The 19,252-nt window shown below is 32.9% G+C and carries 17 protein-coding genes, 1 tRNA gene and 2 pseudogenes; 7 read left to right on the top strand and 13 right to left on the bottom strand.

Features of this window, described 5'->3' with window-relative positions:
• Positions 1-52: 52 nt before the first annotated feature.
• The gene (locus HMPREF9071_RS06885; RefSeq protein WP_009745885.1) at positions 53-823 is read right to left on the bottom strand and encodes a TatD family hydrolase; all 771 of its coding nucleotides are present in this window, start codon (positions 821-823) and stop codon (positions 53-55) included.
• Between the two features lie 169 nt (positions 824-992).
• On the opposite strand from HMPREF9071_RS06885, the gene fbp reads away from it, so the two are divergent.
• The gene (gene fbp, locus HMPREF9071_RS06890; protein ID WP_009745886.1) at positions 993-2,009 is read left to right on the top strand and encodes a class 1 fructose-bisphosphatase; all 1,017 of its coding nucleotides are present in this window, start codon (positions 993-995) and stop codon (positions 2,007-2,009) included.
• Positions 2,010-2,067: 58 nt separating this feature from the next.
• On the opposite strand, the gene rsmI is transcribed toward fbp, so the two are convergent.
• Complete coding sequence (rsmI, locus tag HMPREF9071_RS06895; protein WP_009745887.1) at positions 2,068-2,739, bottom strand: 16S rRNA (cytidine(1402)-2'-O)-methyltransferase; 672 nt, start codon at positions 2,737-2,739, stop codon at positions 2,068-2,070.
• On the bottom strand, positions 2,739-3,332 hold the full coding sequence (locus HMPREF9071_RS06900) for a hypothetical protein (protein WP_009745888.1): 594 nt from the start codon (positions 3,330-3,332) through the stop codon (positions 2,739-2,741). Before HMPREF9071_RS06900 ends, rsmI begins: the two co-directional genes overlap by 1 nt.
• A gap of 64 nt (positions 3,333-3,396) precedes the next feature.
• Between HMPREF9071_RS06900 and HMPREF9071_RS06905 the strand changes: the two genes are divergently transcribed.
• Positions 3,397-3,993 (top strand): thymidine kinase, encoded by a 597-nt coding sequence (locus HMPREF9071_RS06905; RefSeq protein ID WP_009745889.1) that lies wholly within the window; start codon positions 3,397-3,399, stop codon positions 3,991-3,993.
• On the opposite strand, the gene HMPREF9071_RS06910 is transcribed toward HMPREF9071_RS06905, so the two are convergent.
• The gene (locus tag HMPREF9071_RS06910; RefSeq protein WP_009745890.1) at positions 3,980-4,384 is read right to left on the bottom strand and encodes a thioesterase family protein; all 405 of its coding nucleotides are present in this window, start codon (positions 4,382-4,384) and stop codon (positions 3,980-3,982) included. The genes HMPREF9071_RS06905 and HMPREF9071_RS06910 overlap by 14 nt on opposite strands.
• Before the next feature lie 159 nt (positions 4,385-4,543).
• Between HMPREF9071_RS06910 and dnaA the strand changes: the two genes are divergently transcribed.
• Both dnaA and HMPREF9071_RS06920 read left to right on the top strand, forming a co-directional pair.
• Complete coding sequence (gene dnaA, locus HMPREF9071_RS06915; protein ID WP_009745891.1) at positions 4,544-5,971, top strand: chromosomal replication initiator protein DnaA; 1,428 nt, start codon at positions 4,544-4,546, stop codon at positions 5,969-5,971.
• A pseudogene (locus tag HMPREF9071_RS06920) lies at positions 5,971-6,435 on the top strand (low molecular weight protein-tyrosine-phosphatase). The gene dnaA and the pseudogene HMPREF9071_RS06920 overlap by 1 nt, the downstream one beginning before the upstream one ends.
• A 391-nt stretch (positions 6,436-6,826) precedes the next feature.
• Here HMPREF9071_RS06920 and HMPREF9071_RS06925 read toward each other — a convergent pair.
• The 4 genes from HMPREF9071_RS06925 to pncB all read right to left on the bottom strand — a co-directional run bounded on the left by HMPREF9071_RS06925 (position 6,827) and on the right by pncB (position 11,289).
• Positions 6,827-7,876, bottom strand: coding sequence for an FAD-binding oxidoreductase (locus tag HMPREF9071_RS06925; protein ID WP_009745893.1), 1,050 nt, complete (start codon positions 7,874-7,876; stop codon positions 6,827-6,829).
• Between the two features lie 21 nt (positions 7,877-7,897).
• A complete protein-coding gene (locus HMPREF9071_RS06930) occupies positions 7,898-8,758 on the bottom strand; it encodes a hypothetical protein (protein ID WP_009745894.1) in 861 nt (286 codons plus the stop codon).
• Positions 8,759-8,861: 103 nt separating this feature from the next.
• Entirely contained in the window at positions 8,862-9,863 is a 1,002-nt protein-coding gene (gene gap / locus HMPREF9071_RS06935) for a type I glyceraldehyde-3-phosphate dehydrogenase (protein ID WP_009745895.1), read from the bottom strand.
• A gap of 238 nt (positions 9,864-10,101) precedes the next feature.
• Positions 10,102-11,289 carry a nicotinate phosphoribosyltransferase gene (pncB, locus tag HMPREF9071_RS06940; protein ID WP_009745897.1) on the bottom strand — a complete coding sequence of 396 codons (1,188 nt, stop codon included), beginning with the start codon at positions 11,287-11,289 and terminating at the stop codon, positions 10,102-10,104.
• A gap of 223 nt (positions 11,290-11,512) precedes the next feature.
• On the opposite strand from pncB, the gene HMPREF9071_RS06945 reads away from it, so the two are divergent.
• Positions 11,513-11,597 (top strand) — tRNA-Ser (locus tag HMPREF9071_RS06945).
• 84 nt (positions 11,598-11,681) lie between these two features.
• On the opposite strand, the gene HMPREF9071_RS06950 is transcribed toward HMPREF9071_RS06945, so the two are convergent.
• Entirely contained in the window at positions 11,682-12,272 is a 591-nt protein-coding gene (locus HMPREF9071_RS06950; RefSeq protein WP_009745898.1) for a hypothetical protein, read from the bottom strand.
• Positions 12,272-13,363, bottom strand: a complete 1,092-nt coding sequence (locus tag HMPREF9071_RS06955) for a hypothetical protein (protein ID WP_009745899.1) — start codon at positions 13,361-13,363, stop codon at positions 12,272-12,274. Before HMPREF9071_RS06955 ends, HMPREF9071_RS06950 begins: the two co-directional genes overlap by 1 nt.
• A 490-nt stretch (positions 13,364-13,853) precedes the next feature.
• Here HMPREF9071_RS06955 and ansB point away from each other — a divergent pair, with 490 nt between their 5' ends.
• Both ansB and HMPREF9071_RS06965 read left to right on the top strand, forming a co-directional pair.
• Entirely contained in the window at positions 13,854-14,909 is a 1,056-nt protein-coding gene (ansB, locus tag HMPREF9071_RS06960; protein WP_009745900.1) for an L-asparaginase 2, read from the top strand.
• A gap of 89 nt (positions 14,910-14,998) precedes the next feature.
• Positions 14,999-16,183 (top strand): porin, encoded by a 1,185-nt coding sequence (locus HMPREF9071_RS06965; RefSeq protein WP_009745901.1) that lies wholly within the window; start codon positions 14,999-15,001, stop codon positions 16,181-16,183.
• 84 nt (positions 16,184-16,267) lie between these two features.
• Here HMPREF9071_RS06965 and HMPREF9071_RS12675 read toward each other — a convergent pair whose 3' ends face one another.
• The 3 genes and pseudogenes from HMPREF9071_RS12675 to HMPREF9071_RS12385 all read right to left on the bottom strand — a co-directional run.
• The gene (locus HMPREF9071_RS12675; protein WP_117601766.1) at positions 16,268-16,405 is read right to left on the bottom strand and encodes an IS1 family transposase; all 138 of its coding nucleotides are present in this window, start codon (positions 16,403-16,405) and stop codon (positions 16,268-16,270) included.
• Positions 16,406-16,519: 114 nt separating this feature from the next.
• Positions 16,520-18,892: an outer membrane beta-barrel family protein gene (locus HMPREF9071_RS06970; protein ID WP_009745902.1), complete on the bottom strand. Its 2,373-nt coding sequence runs from the start codon at positions 18,890-18,892 to the stop codon at positions 16,520-16,522.
• Between the two features lie 149 nt (positions 18,893-19,041).
• Positions 19,042-19,252 (bottom strand): annotated as a pseudogene (locus HMPREF9071_RS12385) (hypothetical protein); the annotation flags it as partial.

Consider the following 19,252-nt stretch of genomic DNA (forward strand, 5'->3'; position numbering starts at 1 on the left):
TAGATTAAATTACTCGGCAAAGTTACGTAAAATTTATCAATTAAAGAAGAATTTATAGATTAAAAATTTTCTTTGCATTGATAGTTGTTTGTTTAATAATTTCATTTTCAGAGAGATTATATACTTCTGCAAGTTTCTTAATAATATGAATAAGATAGGCACTTTCATTGCGTCTTCCACGGAAGGGTACAGGGGCTAAGTAAGGAGCATCTGTTTCTAATACAATGTTGTCCAGAGGAATTTCATGTAAAAAAGTATCTATTTTTCCATTTTTAAAAGTAACAACTCCTCCGATACCAAGTTTTAATCCAAGAGAAATAATTTTTTGAGCTTGCTCTTTGTTTCCAGTAAAACAATGGAAAATACCAAAGAGCTTTTCATCATTTACCTTTTCAAGTATTTTAAGAACTTCTTCAAAAGCTTCTCTGCAATGAATTACTATGGGAAGGTTATATTTCTTGGCTAAGATTATTTGCTTACGAAAAACTTCTTTCTGTTCTTCTAAAAAAGTTTTATCCCAGTAAAGATCCATCCCAATCTCTCCAATGGCGTAAAAATCTTTAGGATGAGATTGCATTAAGGCTGTAACATGTGCTAGTTCTTCTTCCCAATTAGCTTTTACACTGCAAGGGTGCAATCCATTCATGAGAAACATTTGATTAGGGAACTCCTTATACAAACGAAACATTCTCTGAGTATACTGAGAATCAATGGCAGGTAAGAAGAATTGTTTAATTCCTTGCTCCATAGCTCTGAGGACTACTTCCTGGTAATCTGTATCAAAATCTTCTACATATAGGTGTGTATGTGTATCAATAATCATAAATAATATTTTTATCTTCTTGATTGTTATCGTTGAAGGATTTTAATAGAATACAAAAGTAATGTTTTTAAGTAAAATTAAATGTTAAAATTATTATAATACAATTGAAATAATGAGTTATTTGAAAAAAAAATTGTAAATTCGCACTGCAATATAAAGAGATATTAAGATGAAAGAAGAAAAAACCTTACCTACTTTAGGGGAATTTATTATTGAGAAACAGCGTGATTTTAAGTATTCCACAGGTGAATTATCACGACTTATTAGTTGCATCCAAATTGCTTCAAAAATGGTTAATCGTGCCATTAATAAAGCAGGTATTGCTAATATATTAGGAGCAGTAGGAAACCAAAATATACAGGGCGAAGAACAGCAGAAATTGGATGTTATTGCCAATGAAACCTTTATCAAGTCCCTCTCCCAGCGAGAGGTAGTTTGTGGAATAGCCTCTGAAGAAAATGATAATTTTATTGAAATAAAGAGTGGAGAGAACTCAGAATTAAGTAAATACGTAGTCCTTATTGACCCATTAGATGGTTCTTCCAATATTGATGTAAATGTTTCGGTGGGCACTATTTTCTCTATTTATCGTAGAATTACTCCAGAAAATACACCTGTTCAACTGGAGGATTTTCTTCAGAAAGGGATAAATCAGGTAGCTGCAGGATATATAGTGTATGGTTCGTCCACTATGCTTGTTTATACGACAGGTAAAGGTGTGAATGGGTTTACCTTAGATCCTTCGTTGGGTAGTTATTATCTTTCCCATCCTAATATGAAATATCCTGAGAAAGGAAAAATATATTCTATTAATGAGGGAAATTATATAAAATTTCCTCAGGGAGTTAAGAATTATATAAAATATTGTCAAGAGGAAAAGGAAGATCGTCCTTATACCTCTCGTTATATAGGCTCTTTAGTATCTGATTTTCACAGAAATATGATAAAGGGAGGGATCTATATGTATCCATCTACTTCTCAATCACCTAAAGGGAAATTGCGTTTGCTTTATGAATGTAATCCTATGGCATTTCTTACAGAGCAAGCAGGAGGAAAGGCTTCAGATGGGTTCAATCGTATATTAGAAATAGAACCTTCTCAATTGCATCAGCGTGTTCCTTTCTTTTGTGGTAGTCGTTCAATGGTGGATACTATAGAAGCCTTTATGAGGGAAGCTCAAGAATAAAAATTTTTTGGATAACTTTGTACTTTTAAGGGTGATTTTCAGTAGAAATCGCCCTTATTTATTCTTTTCCAGCAAGAATAAGGACAAATTCTCCCTTGGGAGTATTTTTCTGAAAATGTTCTAACAACTCTGAAAGTTCTCCTCTGAGAGTCTCTTCATGAATTTTTGTGAGCTCCCTACTAATACTTGCTTTTCTATGAACACCAAAATAAGTTATGAATTCAGTAAGTGTTTTTAGTAATTTATGTGGAGAAACATAGAATATCATAGTTCTCTTTTCTTCTATTAAGTTTTGCAAACGTGTTTGTCTTCCTTTTTTATCAGGAAGAAATCCTTCAAATACAAAACGATCATTAGGAAGACCGCTGTTTACTAAGGCAGGGATAAAAGCTGTTGCTCCCGGAAGGGTCTCTACAGGGATATCTTCTGCTATACAGGCACGAACTAATAAAAATCCTGGATCTGCAATAGCGGGGGTTCCTGCATCACTAATAAGAGCCATTTGCTTTCCTTCCTTAAGTTGTCTGATAAGGCTATCTAAAGTCTGATGTTCGTTGAACTTATGATGGGAGAGCATTGGAATATTTATTTGATAATGCTGTAGAAATTTTCCACTAGTACGTGTGTCCTCTGCTAAGATAATATCTACTTTTTTGAGCACTTGTAAAGCTCTTAAGGTAATGTCCTGCAGATTACCAATAGGAGTAGGAATTAAATATAGTTTTCCCATTATCCAAAACGTTTAGAAATAATATAAAAAAATCTATCCTCATATTCTTCTTTCCCTTGCCAATTATTATAGGAAGGTTTCACTTTGTGAAGGATAAAATCCCAACATTCATCGGGAGTATGCAGATTATTAATCATAGCAATAGTCTTGTTATATTCATCAATACTTCCATTAAAAAGATGTGTTACAAAAGCAATACGGTCATTTAATCCTATTTGTAATTGCTTGCTGAAGATACTATCATTGAGAGTTCGTCCCGTATCTTTTTGTATAGAAGAAGTATTTTTCTGTTCAAAAATGATATCTTTTTCAGGAGCTTGGGAACGAATTTCATCCCAACCACTACCAGAAGTAGAAATAATAGGTTCAGGAGCTTTTTCTATAGTGGTTTCCGAAGTGTTTGAATGGTTAGTGTTTGTTGAATTCTTTTCTAAGACTTCTGGAAGGTTTTTTTCCAAGAAATGAAATATCAAAGCACGTTCATATAATTTGTGTAATTCTTTGAGTAATAAATCAGAATTATCCAAAAGAGCAGGACTTGTAAGTATCTTTTGTGCAATTTGCACAATTTCTAGTTGTATTTCTTCTTTCATAAAAATATTTTTCTGTTGTATGTGTGATAATTATTGTATCTTTGTTCTCTATTAAAAAAGTATTATGTTTCTTGAAAATACTAAGATTTCCAATACATTCGGTTGGATAGAGGTGATATGTGGTTCTATGTTTTCTGGGAAAACAGAGGAACTCATCCGTAGGCTTCGTAGAGCCGAGTTTGCCAAGCAAAAGATAGCCATCTTCAAGCCTGAAATAGATACACGCTTTCGTAAGGAATGCATTGTTTCTCATAATACTACCCAAATAAAGGCTATACCTGTACAATCGGCGACAAATATACGAATTTTAGCTCAAAACTGTGAGGTTATAGGCATAGATGAGGCACAATTTTTTAGTTCGGATATTGTGGAGGTATGTAATGACCTGGCAAACAGTGGTGTTCGTGTAATTGTAGCTGGTTTAGATATGGATTTCTTAGGACGTCCATTTGGTCCAATGCCTGCTCTTATGGCTATTGCGGAATATGTTACTAAGGTACATGCAATCTGTACACGCACAGGTAATTTGGCTCATTATAGTTTTAGAAAAGCATCGGAACAGTCCCAATTCCTTCTTGGAGAAAAGGAAGAATATGAACCTTTGAGCCGAGCAGCCTATTATCAGGCAATGGTTGAAAAGAATAATTCTAATGAAAATTAATCTTTTCTAGAATAAAATTAGGACATTTGATAGGTCTGAAGGTTATTTTATCTACAAAAACGAGTGTAGTACTTGCTTGTATAAGTAATTCTTTACTTTCATTGAAAATTTGATAGTTAAAAATTATTTTTGAGGTTGGTTTTTCTCTTAAGGAGAGGACAATGGAGAGCAACTGATCATAAAGAGCGGGTTTTTTGTAATCAATTTGGAGGGAAATGACAGGAAGCATAATTCCTTTTTCTTCTAATTCTTTGTAAGATATTCCCAAATTGCGGAGCCATTCTACACGAGCTACCTCCAAATATTGAGGATATACACCATAGTATATAATTCCCATTTGATCTGTTTCTCCATACCGAGTGCGAATTTGAAAAATGAAGTTGTTTTCCATAGATGTAAACATTTAATAGTCAATGAGATAATATTTGATTAAAAAAAGAGGTAAAAAAGTGTTGAAAAATTTTTTTTATTCAAAAAAAAGTTGCATTTTTGCCCTGTAATTCGGCACCTCTATTTTTAAAACGCAAATATATAAAATTTCTTACAACTAATGAATACTGATGTACAGAATATTTGGAAAAATTGCTTGTCCTTTATTAAGGATAATGTAACATCTGATGTCTTTGATGTCTGGTTCAAGCCAATAGAACCTGTGGAGTTAACCAAAGATAATACCTTAGTAATAATGGTACCTAGCATGTTCTTCATGGAATGGTTGGAGGATCATTATATTAATTTAATTTGGAGTGCTTTAACTAAAGAATTAGGAACACGTCCCAAGCTCATCTATAATATTAAGATGGAGAATAATCCTAATAAGGCTGAGCAAGCAACAGAACAGCTTCCAAGTGCTAACCGAAAAGCGACAAATATGGAGGCTTTAGGATATGGACAAAAACCTCAGGAATCATTTAATCCCTATATTGTACCAGGACTTGTAGAGGTTAAAGTGGACTCTCAACTGAATCCTAATAAGAATTTTGATAACTTTATTGAAGGAGAAAGCAATCGCTTAGCTCGTTCTGCAGGAATGGCAATTACTCAACGTCCTGGTGGTACTTCTTTTAATCCATTATTTATATTTGGAGGGGTAGGGCTTGGAAAAACACATTTAGCTCATGCTATAGGAAATGAAATACAGGAAAAGTTTCCCAAAAAGAAAATTTTATATATTGAAGCTGAGGATTTTACAAAACAATATGCAGTAGCTGCTAAAAATAATAATCGTACTGATTTTATTCATTTTTACCAACAAATAGATGTTCTTATTATAGATAATGTACAGTTCTTTGCTTCCAAGCAGGGAACTCAAGATGTTTTTTTCCAAATATTTAATCATTTACACCAGAATGGAAAGCAACTTATCTTAACGTCAGATAAGGCTCCTGTGGATATACAAGACGTAGAACAACGATTACTTTCTCGTTTTAAATGGGGATTGTCAGCAGAATTACAAGCTCCTGATTACCAGATGCGTAAAAATATCTTAAATTCTATTTTATATCGTGATGGAGTAGAAATGAGTGAGGAAATAGTAGATTATATTGCTCAAAATGTCAAGACAAATATTCGTGAATTAGAGGGAGTAAACACCTCTCTTATGGCAGAAGCCCTCTTCAATAAGAAAGAAATTACACTTGATTTAGCCAAAAAAGCTGTTGATAAGATTGTAAAGAACATTAAAAAAGAAATTACTGTAGAATATATTCAGGAAATTGTTTCAGAGTATTTCCAACTTACTATAGAGGAATTGCAATCTAAGACAAGAAAACGTCATGTAGTTCAAGCCAGACAGTTAGCTATGTTCTTTGCTAAGAAATATACTAAACTTTCTCTCGCTAATATAGGAAAGTATATAGGTAAAAGAGATCATGCTACGGTCTTACATGCTTGTAAGACTGTTGATAATCTCAATGAAACAGACAAACAATTCCGCAAATTCCTTACAGATCTAAATACTAAGATAAGTAACCGATGATTCCTTCTACACGTATCTTAATGGTATGTTTAGGTAATATATGTCGCTCACCTCTAGCAGAAGGAGTATTGCGTTCTATGCTTGATAAGGATTTTTTTGAAGTAGATTCTGCTGGAACGGCAGGATATCATATAGGTCAAGCTCCCGATAATCGCTCTATCTTAGTAGCGAAAAAATATGGAATAGATATATCTTCATTAAAAGGTAGGATTTTTACTCCAGAGGATTTTGATAAGTTTGACTATATTTTTGTAATGGATAAAAGTAATTATAAAGATATTCTCAGTTTAGCTAAGTCAGAAAAGCAATGAGAAAAAGTTTCTTTTCTTTTAGATACTTTGGATTACCCAATGGAAATGAAAGAATTGCCAGATCCTTATTATGGAAGTGAAAAAGACTTTATTTTTACTTATTTGGAAATTAAAAAGGCTTGTAAGGAGATAGCAAGGAAGTTACAATTATAGGATATTTCTTGATAAAAAGTGTAAAAGTGTCCCAAAATATTTGGTTTTTGGGACATTTTAATTTTTGAAATGAAGAAAAGATTATTAAGAGAAAACTCTTGTTTCTGGATTTTTAAGGTACTATATCAAATATTATTATGTATTCTTTGGAACTAAAGACCTTGTAGAGTATAATAAGTTAGTAATTATATAGAAGAGAGCACTCAGATAGTGAATATTACTATTATTGTACAATTAAGTAATGCGTTTTTTCCATATAGGAATTGCTTTGTAGCAGTTGTCAAATATTATATATTATTTTGAAGATAAAGATTTAGAAAAGATAAATTATAAAAATCCATCTTTTATCTCATTTATAAAAAGTGAAAAATGAATTTTTTTTACTTGCTATTTATACAAAATACCGATAATAACGTTCTATATTCATTTCCTTGTCTAAAGTTATAGATTTTTCTATAAAATCATAAAGTGCTGTAGCTGTATAAGGAGCTAGAAAAGCACCATGAGTACCTAATCCATTAAGGATAAATAAGTTCTTATATTTTGGATGGACTCCTACTAAGGGGCGACGATCTTTTACGGTGGGTCGGATACCTGCCATTTGTCCTGTAATACGATATGGACAGGATATAAGGTGCTCTAGTTTTTCAATAAGAATTTTTCTACCTTGTAGAGTAGGAGAGGGATCTTTGTCATCATTATCATAAGTAGTACCTACTTTGAAAGCATTTCCACCTAAAGGAGCAATGAAGCCATCAGACTTGATAACTCCACTTAGTTGGAGATCATCAGATTCAAAACTAAGTAATTCTCCCTTACTTCCTACCATAGGTAATGCTTTAAAAAGAGGATTGCGCACCATATCATATCCTTCACAAAAAACAATTCGCTTGGCATCAATACCTTTATAATGTACGTATTCTTCTTTGATTTCTAAAGCATTATAATTAAACTTTTCTTCAAAGAAGATTCCCTCTTTCTGTAGTTTCTCTTGATAAGTAGGAATAAGGATTCGGGTATTGACCAATCCTGTATGAAGTACCTCTCCTAACCCAAAGGGAGTTGTTACATAAGGAGAAACCTTGTTAAGTATTTTTGTAGAAAGATACTCTGATAGAATAGGCTTATCAGAGGCAACAAACCAATTGTTCTTTTCTTCTACCGAAGCGAATTTTCTGAACACACGTACTTTATAGATAAAGGAAGTATGTAGTTTCTTCTCTATTTCGCTAAAAAAGGGGAGAAGTAATTGCATTTGTTCTTGTATTCTCCATACAGGAGTAAATCGCTTAAGGATAACAGGATTGAACATAGCTCCTGCAACAGTAGTTACAGGAGCAGGATTATCATTGAAAATAACAAAGGATTTTTGGTTCTTCTCTAATAGATGAGCAAGACTACTTCCTGCAAAGCCAAATCCTACAATAATATAATCTTTCATTCTTGATTTTGTTAAAGAGAATTATTTCCTATTTCCATGATGAAGATGGTATTCCACTAAACCGTCAATAGGTTTACGAAGGATTTTTCCTACTTTTAATCCATTAGCAGCGAATACCTCCCTTACCATATCTTGCAAGTAAAAAGCAATACTTCCAACAAAATTAATAGGTACTTCATTGCGTACTTCATATTGTACTACCCAGTGATTTATAAAAAGTTGTAACCCTTCTTTGATAATACGGTTACAATAGTCATCCTCCTTATTTTCTACCAAGAAACGACCAAAGGTAGCCAAGTAACTATTAGGATTAGGGAGCTTATATAAGTGAGATTTGATAACATCAGAGTTAAGTTCATATTGATGTTCAAACTTGCTTCTTAGGGATTCTGGCATAATTTTAAAGTAATAATCTACAATAAGCCTTTTCCCAAAGAAATTACCACTACACTCATCCATAAGGGAATATCCCAAGGAATCTACTGCTTGATAGAGTTCTTTACCATCCCAATAGGAGCAGTTAGAACCTGTTCCTAAAATTCCAACAATAGCTTTTTCTCCATCTGCTGTGGTGGCATGTACAGCTGCATAAGTATCTTCTTTTACTACTATAGTAGCATTAGAGAAAAATCGTTGCAGAATAGCATGGAGAAAAGTACGGAGACGCTCAGTTCCACAACCAGCCCCATAGAAATATACATGACGGGCACGTTTGCGATTTTCATTGAGTTGCTCATTAGTAGTAAGTCGTTCCATTACTATTTCTTCAGTAAGTACTTCAGGGTTAAGACCAAGAGTTTGCGTGCCAAACTCTTTCATCCCCTTTTCATTCAGTGCTGTCCAATCAGCTTTGGTAGCACCACTATCTACTATAAGAATCATAATTTTAAGGTATTAAGTTAAGAAAAGATATTTTTTAAAAAAGACGTATGCTTTTATCAAAAAAATCACACGTCTTTTTCATGAACTAGTGAGGCATACTTAATTAAAGAGATGCTACATGTTGAGCTAAATCTACTAACTTATTAGAATAGCCAGCTTCATTATCATACCAAGAAACTACTTTAAAGAAGTGGTCATTAAGTTCAATACCTGCTTTAGCATCATAGATGGAGGTATTAGTACATCCTACAAAGTCCTGTGATACAACAGATTCTTCAGTATAGGCTAAAATGTTCTTAAGTTCTCCTTCAGAAGCTTTTTTCATAGCCTCGTTAATTTCCTTAAGAGAAGTAGTTTTTTTAGTTTTTACAGTTAAATCCACTACAGAAACGTCGGCAGTAGGTACACGGAAGGACATACCTGTAAGGCGACCATTCAATTCAGGGATTACTTTACCTACTGCTTTAGCAGCTCCTGTGGAAGAAGGAATAATGTTGATTAGGGCAGAACGTCCACCTCTCCAATCCTTTTTAGAAGGTCCATCTACGGTAAGTTGGGTAGCAGTAGTGGCATGTACAGTGGTCATAAGAGCTTCATCTATACCAAAGTTATCATTGATAACTTTAGCAATAGGAGCCAAACAGTTAGTAGTACATGAAGCGTTGGATACGATAGTATCAGTAGGTTTTACACTTTTGTGGTTTACTCCCATTACGAACATAGGAGCATCAGCAGAAGGAGCAGAGATAACTACTTTCTTAGCACCTGCGTTAAGGTGTGCTTTTGCTTTTTCCAAAGTAGTAAAAAGCCCTGTACATTCGAGTACTACATCGGCTCCCACTTCATTCCATTTAAGGTTATTAGGATCCTTCTCAGCTGTAATACGAATAGTTTTTCCATCTACTACGAGGTGTCCATTTTCAGCCTTTACATCCAAAGGGAAAGTGCCATGAACAGAGTCATATTTTAGTAAATAGGCGATGTACTCTACGTCTTGTAGGTCATTGATTCCTACTACTTCTATATTGGCACGTTTTGAGATAGCTCTAAAAGCTAAACGTCCAATACGTCCGAATCCGTTGATTCCAATTTTTAATACTGACATAAAATTTTGGTTTTTAAATTATTTACGAATATTTGATTTATTTGTGTTCTCTCGGGGTTAATTTCTTTGATAACATATATATACCTACTACTAATAAAACAAGCCCTGCAATAAGTACATACTGTTCCTGGAAATACCGATATTCTTTGCTAGATTGTAAGTATAACAATAATACTCCCAAGATCATTAGAGTATAGGCAATTATATTTGTTTTCTTCAATATACTCATAGTCGTTTTTTAAGAGTGAATACGTAATAATTCCTTTGCCAATTCTATCATCCGTGGGTCTCCTGTGTGCTTGAGTGGTTCATCAGAGAGTTTAACGGTTTTTACCCATTCGTGGTCGGAGGTAAGTACTTCAGTGAGTTTCATGACAATATTCATAGGTTGCAGTCCTACATCATTGGTAAGGTTGGTGCCTATACCGAAGGAAAAACCTATTTTACCACGGCAGTATTTGGTAATGGCTTCAACCTTTTCAGGAGTCAACCCATCGGAGAAGATGATATATTTGGAAAGAGGATTAATACCGAATTTCTTATAGTGTTCTATGGTTTTATTAGCAAACTCAATAGGGTCTCCACTGTCATGGCGTACTCCATCAAATAGTTTGGCGAACTTGGTATCAAATTGTTTGAAGAAGACATCTGTAGTATAAGTATCAGAAAGAGCAACTCCCAAATCACCACGATACACATCTACCCAATGCTCTAAGGACATGGCATTAGACATCTTAAAACCATATTCTGCTGCGTGAAACATGAACCATTCATGAGCATGAGTACCAATAGGTTTTACTTGGTACTTCATAGCAAAATGAACATTACTTGTTCCTATAAAGTTATAGCGATGCGATTTGGTCAGAGTTCGCATAACAATATCATGTACATGGTATGAATGTCTTCGGCGTGTACCGAATTCGGCAAAAATAACATCCAGTGATTCGTAATCATGTGCTTTGTGAGAGGTATTGCTTTCTATTTGTTCATCACTCCAAGCCACTGCACCGGTTAGTTTGTAATAAAGCTCACTGATAGTAGCCAATAGAGGCACTTCCCATAGAATAGTTCTATACCAATACCCTTCAACACTTACTTTAAGTTCATTTCCTTTTTGAGAAATATGTACCTCAGAAGGGTCATAGCGATAACCTTCCAAAAAATCAATATAAGCAGGATTCAAATAAGGACAAGATGTTCTTAAGAAATTTTTCTCTTCTTTGGATAATTTTAATTGACTCATCTGATTGACAGATTCTTGCATTGCGCTGGCAAAGCCCTCTGGAAATTTGTGCTTTCCACGGTTAATAAACTCATATCTTCCTTTTATTGAAGGAAAGAGTTTTACTACAGCACATTGCATAGTGAATTTATAAAAATCATTATCTAAGATAGAGTTGAAAATATGGATAGGATGTGCTAGCATAACTATAAATTATAAATAGTATTTTTCCTTAAAATCACACAAAGGTAAAAAATTATTTCAAGTAAAAAAACTTTTTTTGAATTTATTTTTATAAGGAGTATATAAATGTTTGACAGTAAGTAGTTTAAATTTGCTAATCAAAAAAAGTGTGATTTTTCTTTGCAGAATAGGAAAAAAGTTATAATTTTGCACCCGCAATCAACCAATTAAGATGATTATTTCTGGAGAAATGGCAGAGCGGTCGAATGCGGCGGTCTTGAAAACCGTTGAGGGTAACACCTCCGGGGGTTCGAATCCCTCTTTCTCCGCAATACATTGATTTTTAAGGTTTAGTTATGGAAGTCTAAGATAAAGGGGTTTATCTTAGACTTTTTTATTTATCAGAATAAGGATTAAAAATGAAAATTTAACTGTAGGAAGCCTATTTTAGCTAATCGACTTTCCCACCAATTAGTTTGATTCTGTGAATCAAAACTTTTTAAATCCTTCCGAAAATTATATTTTAGAAAAAACCCAGGTTCTGTGGAGATAGAAAAATTTTGGCTTAATTGATATTGTATCCCTATAAAGGGATTGAGAGTTGTACTTATGAAATATTGTTCTCTATTTTTGTAGTATAGATAACGACCCCCGAGGTCAATTCCATAATAAAATTTCCATTTCTTATAATTTCTAAAGAGCTTATCAATTCCTATCTTTAAAGCAACCTCATAGCGGCTATCCTTAGTAGATTCTATATGATAATCCCCTCCTGCCCGATAGGCTACAGCAGGAGTCTTTAGGTAGCGATATTCTAACAAAAAAGCATTGCTATCACTTGGGAATGCAGAATTAACAAACTTAGAAAGTCCTATCCCTATTTGGTGTTTGCAAGAAGAAAGGGAGGAGCTTTCTGATAGAGAATCAATAGAAGAAAAAGTAACATTGCTCTCTTGTGCGAGAGCAATGTTACTAAAAAATAGAATGAGGAAGTATCTTTTCATTAGTTATTTTTATCAAATCGCTTAAAGATATTAGTTATTTTTTCTTCAAAATCACTAATATATTTTTCAGCTTTTTCTTTAGATCCATCTGAAAAGATAAAGTAGATAACTCCACTGTCCTTTTCTTTTTCATACTTTACATCTGCAATCTTACTATTGCCTTTGAATAAATCTGCTCTTATAAAAGTATTAATTTCTTCTGTTGTGATTTCTCTTCCTTCTATTTTGTTAATACTCTTTACATCAACATTACCTACAATACGTAATTCACTTTGAGTTGCTACGAATGAGATATTGTCAATAGCTTTTATGTTAGTTATATTTCCATAATCAGAAGTATTGAGTTTTATATCAGCTCGCAGTGTAGTAGCGCATCCTTCATTGGAAGAGAAGGAAAAATTAAAGATAAAGTTCTCAGGAGTTTGTCTGTTCCATTTGATAGTAGTAGTAAAAGGGTTTGTGTATATACTAACATCTGCGGTTAAAGGCATAGTGAAATTAGTCTTTTTATCATAGGTAGCGTTTTTGATAGTTAGTTCAAACACCTTTACTCCATCTATAGTAGCTACAGCATGCCCTTTGACAGGAAGTCGGTAGATTTTATCTTTGTAAGAAGCTTCAAAATCTTCATATTGGTCTACAGTGAATACTGCATTATTAGAGGTCGCTTCTTTAGTAGCAGGGAAATTAAAGGTGATGTTATTATTATTGGCTGTTTTCTCCCAAAGTTCTTTATTTTTGTTCCAAGAGTAAGTGCCCTTAAGAGATTGGTAGTTAAAGCCATTTGTATTTTGTAGAGCATCAGCAAAGTGCTGAGCATCAAATTTTTCACTTAGGTAAGCCGACCAAGACTGATTTTTCCCTTTATTATTTACAGTTTTTTTAAAAAAAGCATTGTAAAAGAAATCTGCAAAACCTCCATCATTGAGTTTTTTCATACAGTCATAGAAGTTATCCATTGTAGCTTGTACTATAGCCTTGGATTCTTCTGGAGTATACACATGTTCATCATTGTTCTTAGCACATGATACAAAAAGTACTGTAGCTATAGAAGCAAGTACTGCATTTTTAGAAAATTTCTTTAAATTCATTTTATTTAATTATCAATTAATATTTGCTCGCAAAAGTATATTTTTTTCTTTATTTAAAATAATAATTAACAAAATTTTATAATCTCACTTTTTGATACTTATAAAGAATTCTCCCAAAAGACTTTAATTCATGTAGGTAGAGTTTCAAACTCTTGTTCAATGCAGATACAAAAAGATACCAATTTCAATATAAAATGCTAATGTGTAGTTATAAAAGTAATGCTCTGACAATAAATTTGATATTAAGTGATCAATAATTTACACTATATTAAAACAGCTTATCACATAAGGATTTTAAACTCTTATAAACTGTTTATAATTCCTGTTTATGTATTAAGATAATAGCCTACTTTTTAGTATATTAAAGTATAATAAATATTAAATAATATTAAAAAAACACTTTTTTTTGTTTGTTTTTAAAAAAGGATTTAATTTTGTATTCTGAATTTTAATATGTTTTGAATATAATTTAATCATTAATAAATACAAAATGCAAAGAACATTCAAAAAAATTGCCCTTACATTATTAATAATGATGTCTGTGGTAGCTTTCGCACAAAAGCCGAAAGTACGTATTCTCGCAACAGGTGGTACCATTGCAGGAGTGAGTAAGTCTGCTACTGAAACAAACTACAAAGCAGGTGAATTGGGGATTAATCAACTCTTACAAGCAGTTCCTGAAGTAAGGAACTTAGCCGATGTATCTGGTGAACAAATTGTGAAGATTGGTTCTCAAGATATGAATGATGATGTATGGCTTAAACTTGCTAAGCGTATCAATGAACTTCTTAATAAAGAAGGTTATGACGGTATAGTTATTACTCATGGTACTGATACTATGGAGGAAACAGCTTATTTCTTAAATCTTACAGTGCATAGTAACAAACCTGTGGTGTTAGTTGGAGCTATGCGTCCTGCAACAGGGATGAGTGCGGATGGACCTCTAAACTTATATAATGCCGTAGCAGTAGCTGCTGATAAAAATGCACGAGGAAAAGGAGTCATGGTATGTATGAATGATATTGTTTTGGATGCTAAGGACGTTATCAAAACTAATACTACTGCAGTAGAAACTTTCAAAGGAGCTAATTATGGAAAATTAGCTTATATTCATAATGGTAAGGTCTTCTTTGGTCGTACTCCTACTAACAAGCATACAACTCAATCTATTTTCAATGTAGATAATCTTAAATCTCTTCCTAAAGTAGGCATTGTATATAGTTATTCCAACGTATCAGAACTTCCTATGAAAGCTTTTATTGATGCTAAGTTTGATGGTATTGTACATGCAGGGGTAGGTAATGGAAACTTTTATCATACTATTTTGGATTTAGCAGTGAAAGCACAACAAAAAGGTATTCAAATTGTACGTTCCTCACGTGTTCCTACAGGAGCCACCACTCAAGATGCAGAAGTAGATGATGCTAAATATCATTTTGTGGCTTCCCAAGCACTTAATCCTCAGAAAGCTCGTGTATTACTCATGTTAGCTCTTACAAAGACTAAGGATTGGCAACAAATCCAACAATATTTTAATGAATACTAATTTTTAAAGTTAGCTAATAAGGTAAAAAGTAATTCAAGATTTATTACTTTTTACCTTGATTTTTTATTAACAAATAAATTTTTAGAAAAATGAAAAGACTAATAGTATCTATAGTATTTCTCTCTACAGCAGTAGCTTTTGCACAGGAGGATTTACAAGGGCAAATAAATCAGCTAAAGTCAGAATTGGAACAGCTTAAAATGTCTCGTCCTACGCAGGCTCTTATGCTTGAGTCACCTTCTATGCCACAAACAGAGGGAGAAAATCCTCTTAATAAGAAGTTTAATCTTTTCTTTAATTTCCAATCTAGCTTTGACGCTCTTCTTCCCGATGAAGGAGATACCAATAAAGCAGAATTTAAAGCCAGACAATTACGGTTAGAAATGAGAGGTGATATTACTGACCGTATTTTTTATCGTTTTCGTCACCGCTTGAATAAACCTAATGCAGCTACCTCTTTGGATAATTTAGCAAAAGCAACGGATATGCTCTATGCTGGTTTTCGCTTGAATGATAAGTGGGCTCTTACTGTAGGTAAAATGTGTCAAACATGGGGCGGATTTGAGTTTGACCTTAACCCAATGAATATCTATGAATATACTGATTTTATAGAGAATATGGATAATTTCATGCTTGGAGGTATGATTACTTTTGCTCCTAATGCCAATCACGAGTTTAACTTACAAATTACAGATGTTCGTAATGCTAAGTTCTCTGATATTTATGGGACTCCTGCAGACATCAAGGCAAGCAAAGCTCCTCTTACTTATATTTTCAATTGGAATGGAAATCTTTTTGATGGAGTACTTCAAACTCGTTATGCAGTAGGTTTACAAAGTGAAGCTGATGGTTATAATAATACTATGGTGATGTTAGGTACTAAGCTCAATTTGCCTAAATTCCAAGCTTATTTTGATTATATGAGAGCTGATGAAAAATTGGACAGACTTAAATACACTCCTAATAGTAGTGCAGATCCACTTTTAAAAGATGCAAAATATAATAGTTTGGTTCTCAAGGGGGAATACCAACCTATACCTATGCTTAATGTATTTGCACAGGGGATTTATGAAACAGCAGAAAATAGTTTAGCTAACAACAAAATGGTGGGATTAGGCTATTTTGCGGGAGTAGAGTATATGCCTTTTAAAGATCAAGATTTACGTTTCTTTTTAGCTTATATAGGGAGAAGCCGTGAAAATAAATTGACAGATAATACAGTAAACACCAATCGTATTAGTCTTGGTATGATGTATCGTATTAAAGCCTTTTAATTAGGGACGATTAATTACATTAAAAAAATACACTGTTCTTGAAAGTTATTATACACTTTTGAGAATAGTGTATTTTATTAAAGTTCATTTTATTCTATATTGCAATTTGCAATTATTTTCTTCTATTTCAACAGTATATTTTTCCCTAATTCGATGTTTATCCTCTTTAAAAGTTGTTTTAAAACTTTTCCAAACATCAGTCGCTATAGAACCATAGGTAATATCAAGTTCTTTAAGTTATTTCCTTAGCTTTTTACCTGTTCTCTCTGCTTCTTTTATCCCAAATGTAAGTTATAATTTCTATTGTTTGTCATAAGGACAGAAGCAATGTCGCCATTACAACCTATTTAATACATCATCCAAATTCTTTACTTCATTCTTATGAGAAGCCTTATTGATATTGTATTTAAGAAGAATAGAAAAGAATCGTGAGTCTACATTATTCTTTTGTAAATTATTGATGTTTAAATACTTTACTTCCCAATCAGAATCCTCTGTACGAAAAAGGTCGTTGCAGACTATATTCAGTTGCATTCTTTTATCAAAGAAGCTGAAAGTAATGCCTGTACTAGTACTAAATGACGGATACTGTTTAAAAATGATATTTTCTGTTTTACTAGTATAATTTATTCTCACATAACAGTTTATATTATCCCGTAAACGATAGTCATAATTAGTTGATACATAGAAAAAAGGAAAAAAGCGATTTTTATCAACAATTAAATTATCTAATTGACTTTTTTGAGCTAAAAGTGCACTATGGAAACCTAACTGATGCTTCCCCAATCGTTTCGTCAGGTTTGCTCCGATACTTATTTGATGATTCTTCGCTATATTGATAGGAATTACTTTAATCACTTGTTGGTTAGTAGTATCAGGCATTGGCACTTCCTGTATTTGGTTCCTTATAAAGGAGTATTCCACATAAAGGTTCAAAATATTGTTGTATAATGCATTTAATGAGAAGTTGTTAAAATAGACTGGTTCCAAATTTGGATTTCCTATTCTATAACTATACTTGTCATAATAGGTTATGATGGGGTTTAATTGCTGATAAGAAGGAAGGTTCATCTTTCTGTCGTACGCCAAGGAAAGGTTCCATTTAGAAAATAAATTTACATCTAAAGATATAAATGGAAAAAAGTTATTGATTCGTTTTGTTTGTTCAGCATACTCTTTCGTGTCTTTATATTTTAGCCAAACCGATTCGTATCTGAAACCTGCTTGAAGCCCAAATTTATTTAATTGCTTTTTCAGGTTGATGTAATACGCAATCTGTTGTTCTCTATGCTTTCCCTCGTTATTTATCGCATTCGCCATTTCCGAGCTATTATAGGAAGAGGTATTATTCGCCAAATTCATATAGTCTAAGCCCAAGTTTCCATCGAATGAACGCCAAAATATGCCTGAATAGTTTAACTGAGCCAAATAAACGTTATAATTCCCTTTATAAGTTATGTGATAATCATTTGTTTTTTGTTTATTGGAGTCTTTGATTGCTTGCTTGTCATTAGAAGATTTGTATATGTAGTCAAGATTTAATTCTAAATGACTATCTTTCAATAGTGGTAGGTTGTAGAAGAGGTTCAACCGATTATTCTTTTCATTGTAGTTTGATGTTATCTCTGTAAATAGCTGCTCATGCAAGTTTGTTTCAAGATACTCCGTAGTACTTTTGTTAATAGGCTTGTTTCCCGCATAATAGAAATCATTATAAAACTGCACGTAATGGTTGTCACTGAACTCATATTTAAGTCCAAGTGAAGTATCGAAGCCTTTTCGTTTGTTCTGTATTGACTGCTGACTAATGTATTGGGCATTATTCTCTACATTTTGTGTCTCCACAGTGTAATGATTCAAATCGTTACGGAAATTCGTAACTACTCCACCATTAAGTATTATTTTACTTGATCCGAGATAAAAGTTGGCGTTTTCAGTATTTGAAATTTTCCTACCCACTTTCGTCCTTTGGCTTATTTCTACTGCATTATTACTACTTTTCTTTGTGGTAATTCGCAAGACAGATTTATACTTGCTGTCATATCTTACGCCTGTATTTTTCTCGAGAGCAACTGATTTAATTGAGTTTACACTTAGGTTTTCCACCTCTGAAAATGAGGATACTACACGATTATCTATCAAAATAAGCAGATTGTCTTTTCCGATTAATTTTATACCAGAATTATCAGCTATAATTCCTGGCATATATGCTAAGACATCAATAGTAGAAATCATATCGGCAAGCGGAGTCCCTTCGACTTTCATGGCTAATGAATTATTCGTTCTCTCCCAAATTTTATGAGAAGCGGTAATTGTAACTCCGGTTAAGAAATTTTCACTAAGTGGAAGCTCTACTTGCAAATGAACAGTCTGCTCAGAAGTAACTGTAAAAGGGAGTCTCTGTTTTTCATATCCTACACATGAAACTTCTAAAAAGTAGCTCCCAACATCTATCTTGTCAATCATGAAGGATCCTAATTGGTCTGTTACTGTTCCTGTAACAAATGCAGAATCTTCTGTGGTTTTTACCACCACATTACAATACTCTATCGGATTGTTGTCATGTTGTACTATTCCCAAAACCTGCTGTCCATAAGAATTTTGTATGGACAACAAAACAAGAACTAATAAGCATTCAAGCTTCACTTCCTTACTTAATATAGAGAAGACGTTTTTGAAAATATGAGAATTTATCATTTCAGTTTGCATTTCTAATATCTAATGAAGTAATTTAAACTTTTAAAAAATAATAATTTAATTATTTTTTTGTAATATCGTATTGAGAATCAAAAATATACAAAAATAGATTACTCACTCACAGAGATACAAAAAATTGATTTCACAACCAAACTTATATCTTATAATTTTTTAGGAAAAGAATTTAATTTTAGATCTTCAATATAGATACCTTTGTATTTATATTGTTTTAATTCTATATTCTTTATGAATGATTCTGAAAGATTTATACCTTCAATAAGACTTGTATTACTCATAATATTTTTTTGTTTATTTTCTTCTTTACCCATTACACATCTTAAAGCAAGAGATAAAATAATGAAAATAGATAAT

This window comes from Capnocytophaga sp. oral taxon 338 str. F0234 (assembly GCF_000192225.1).
Classification (GTDB): Bacteria; Bacteroidota; Bacteroidia; order Flavobacteriales; family Flavobacteriaceae; genus Capnocytophaga.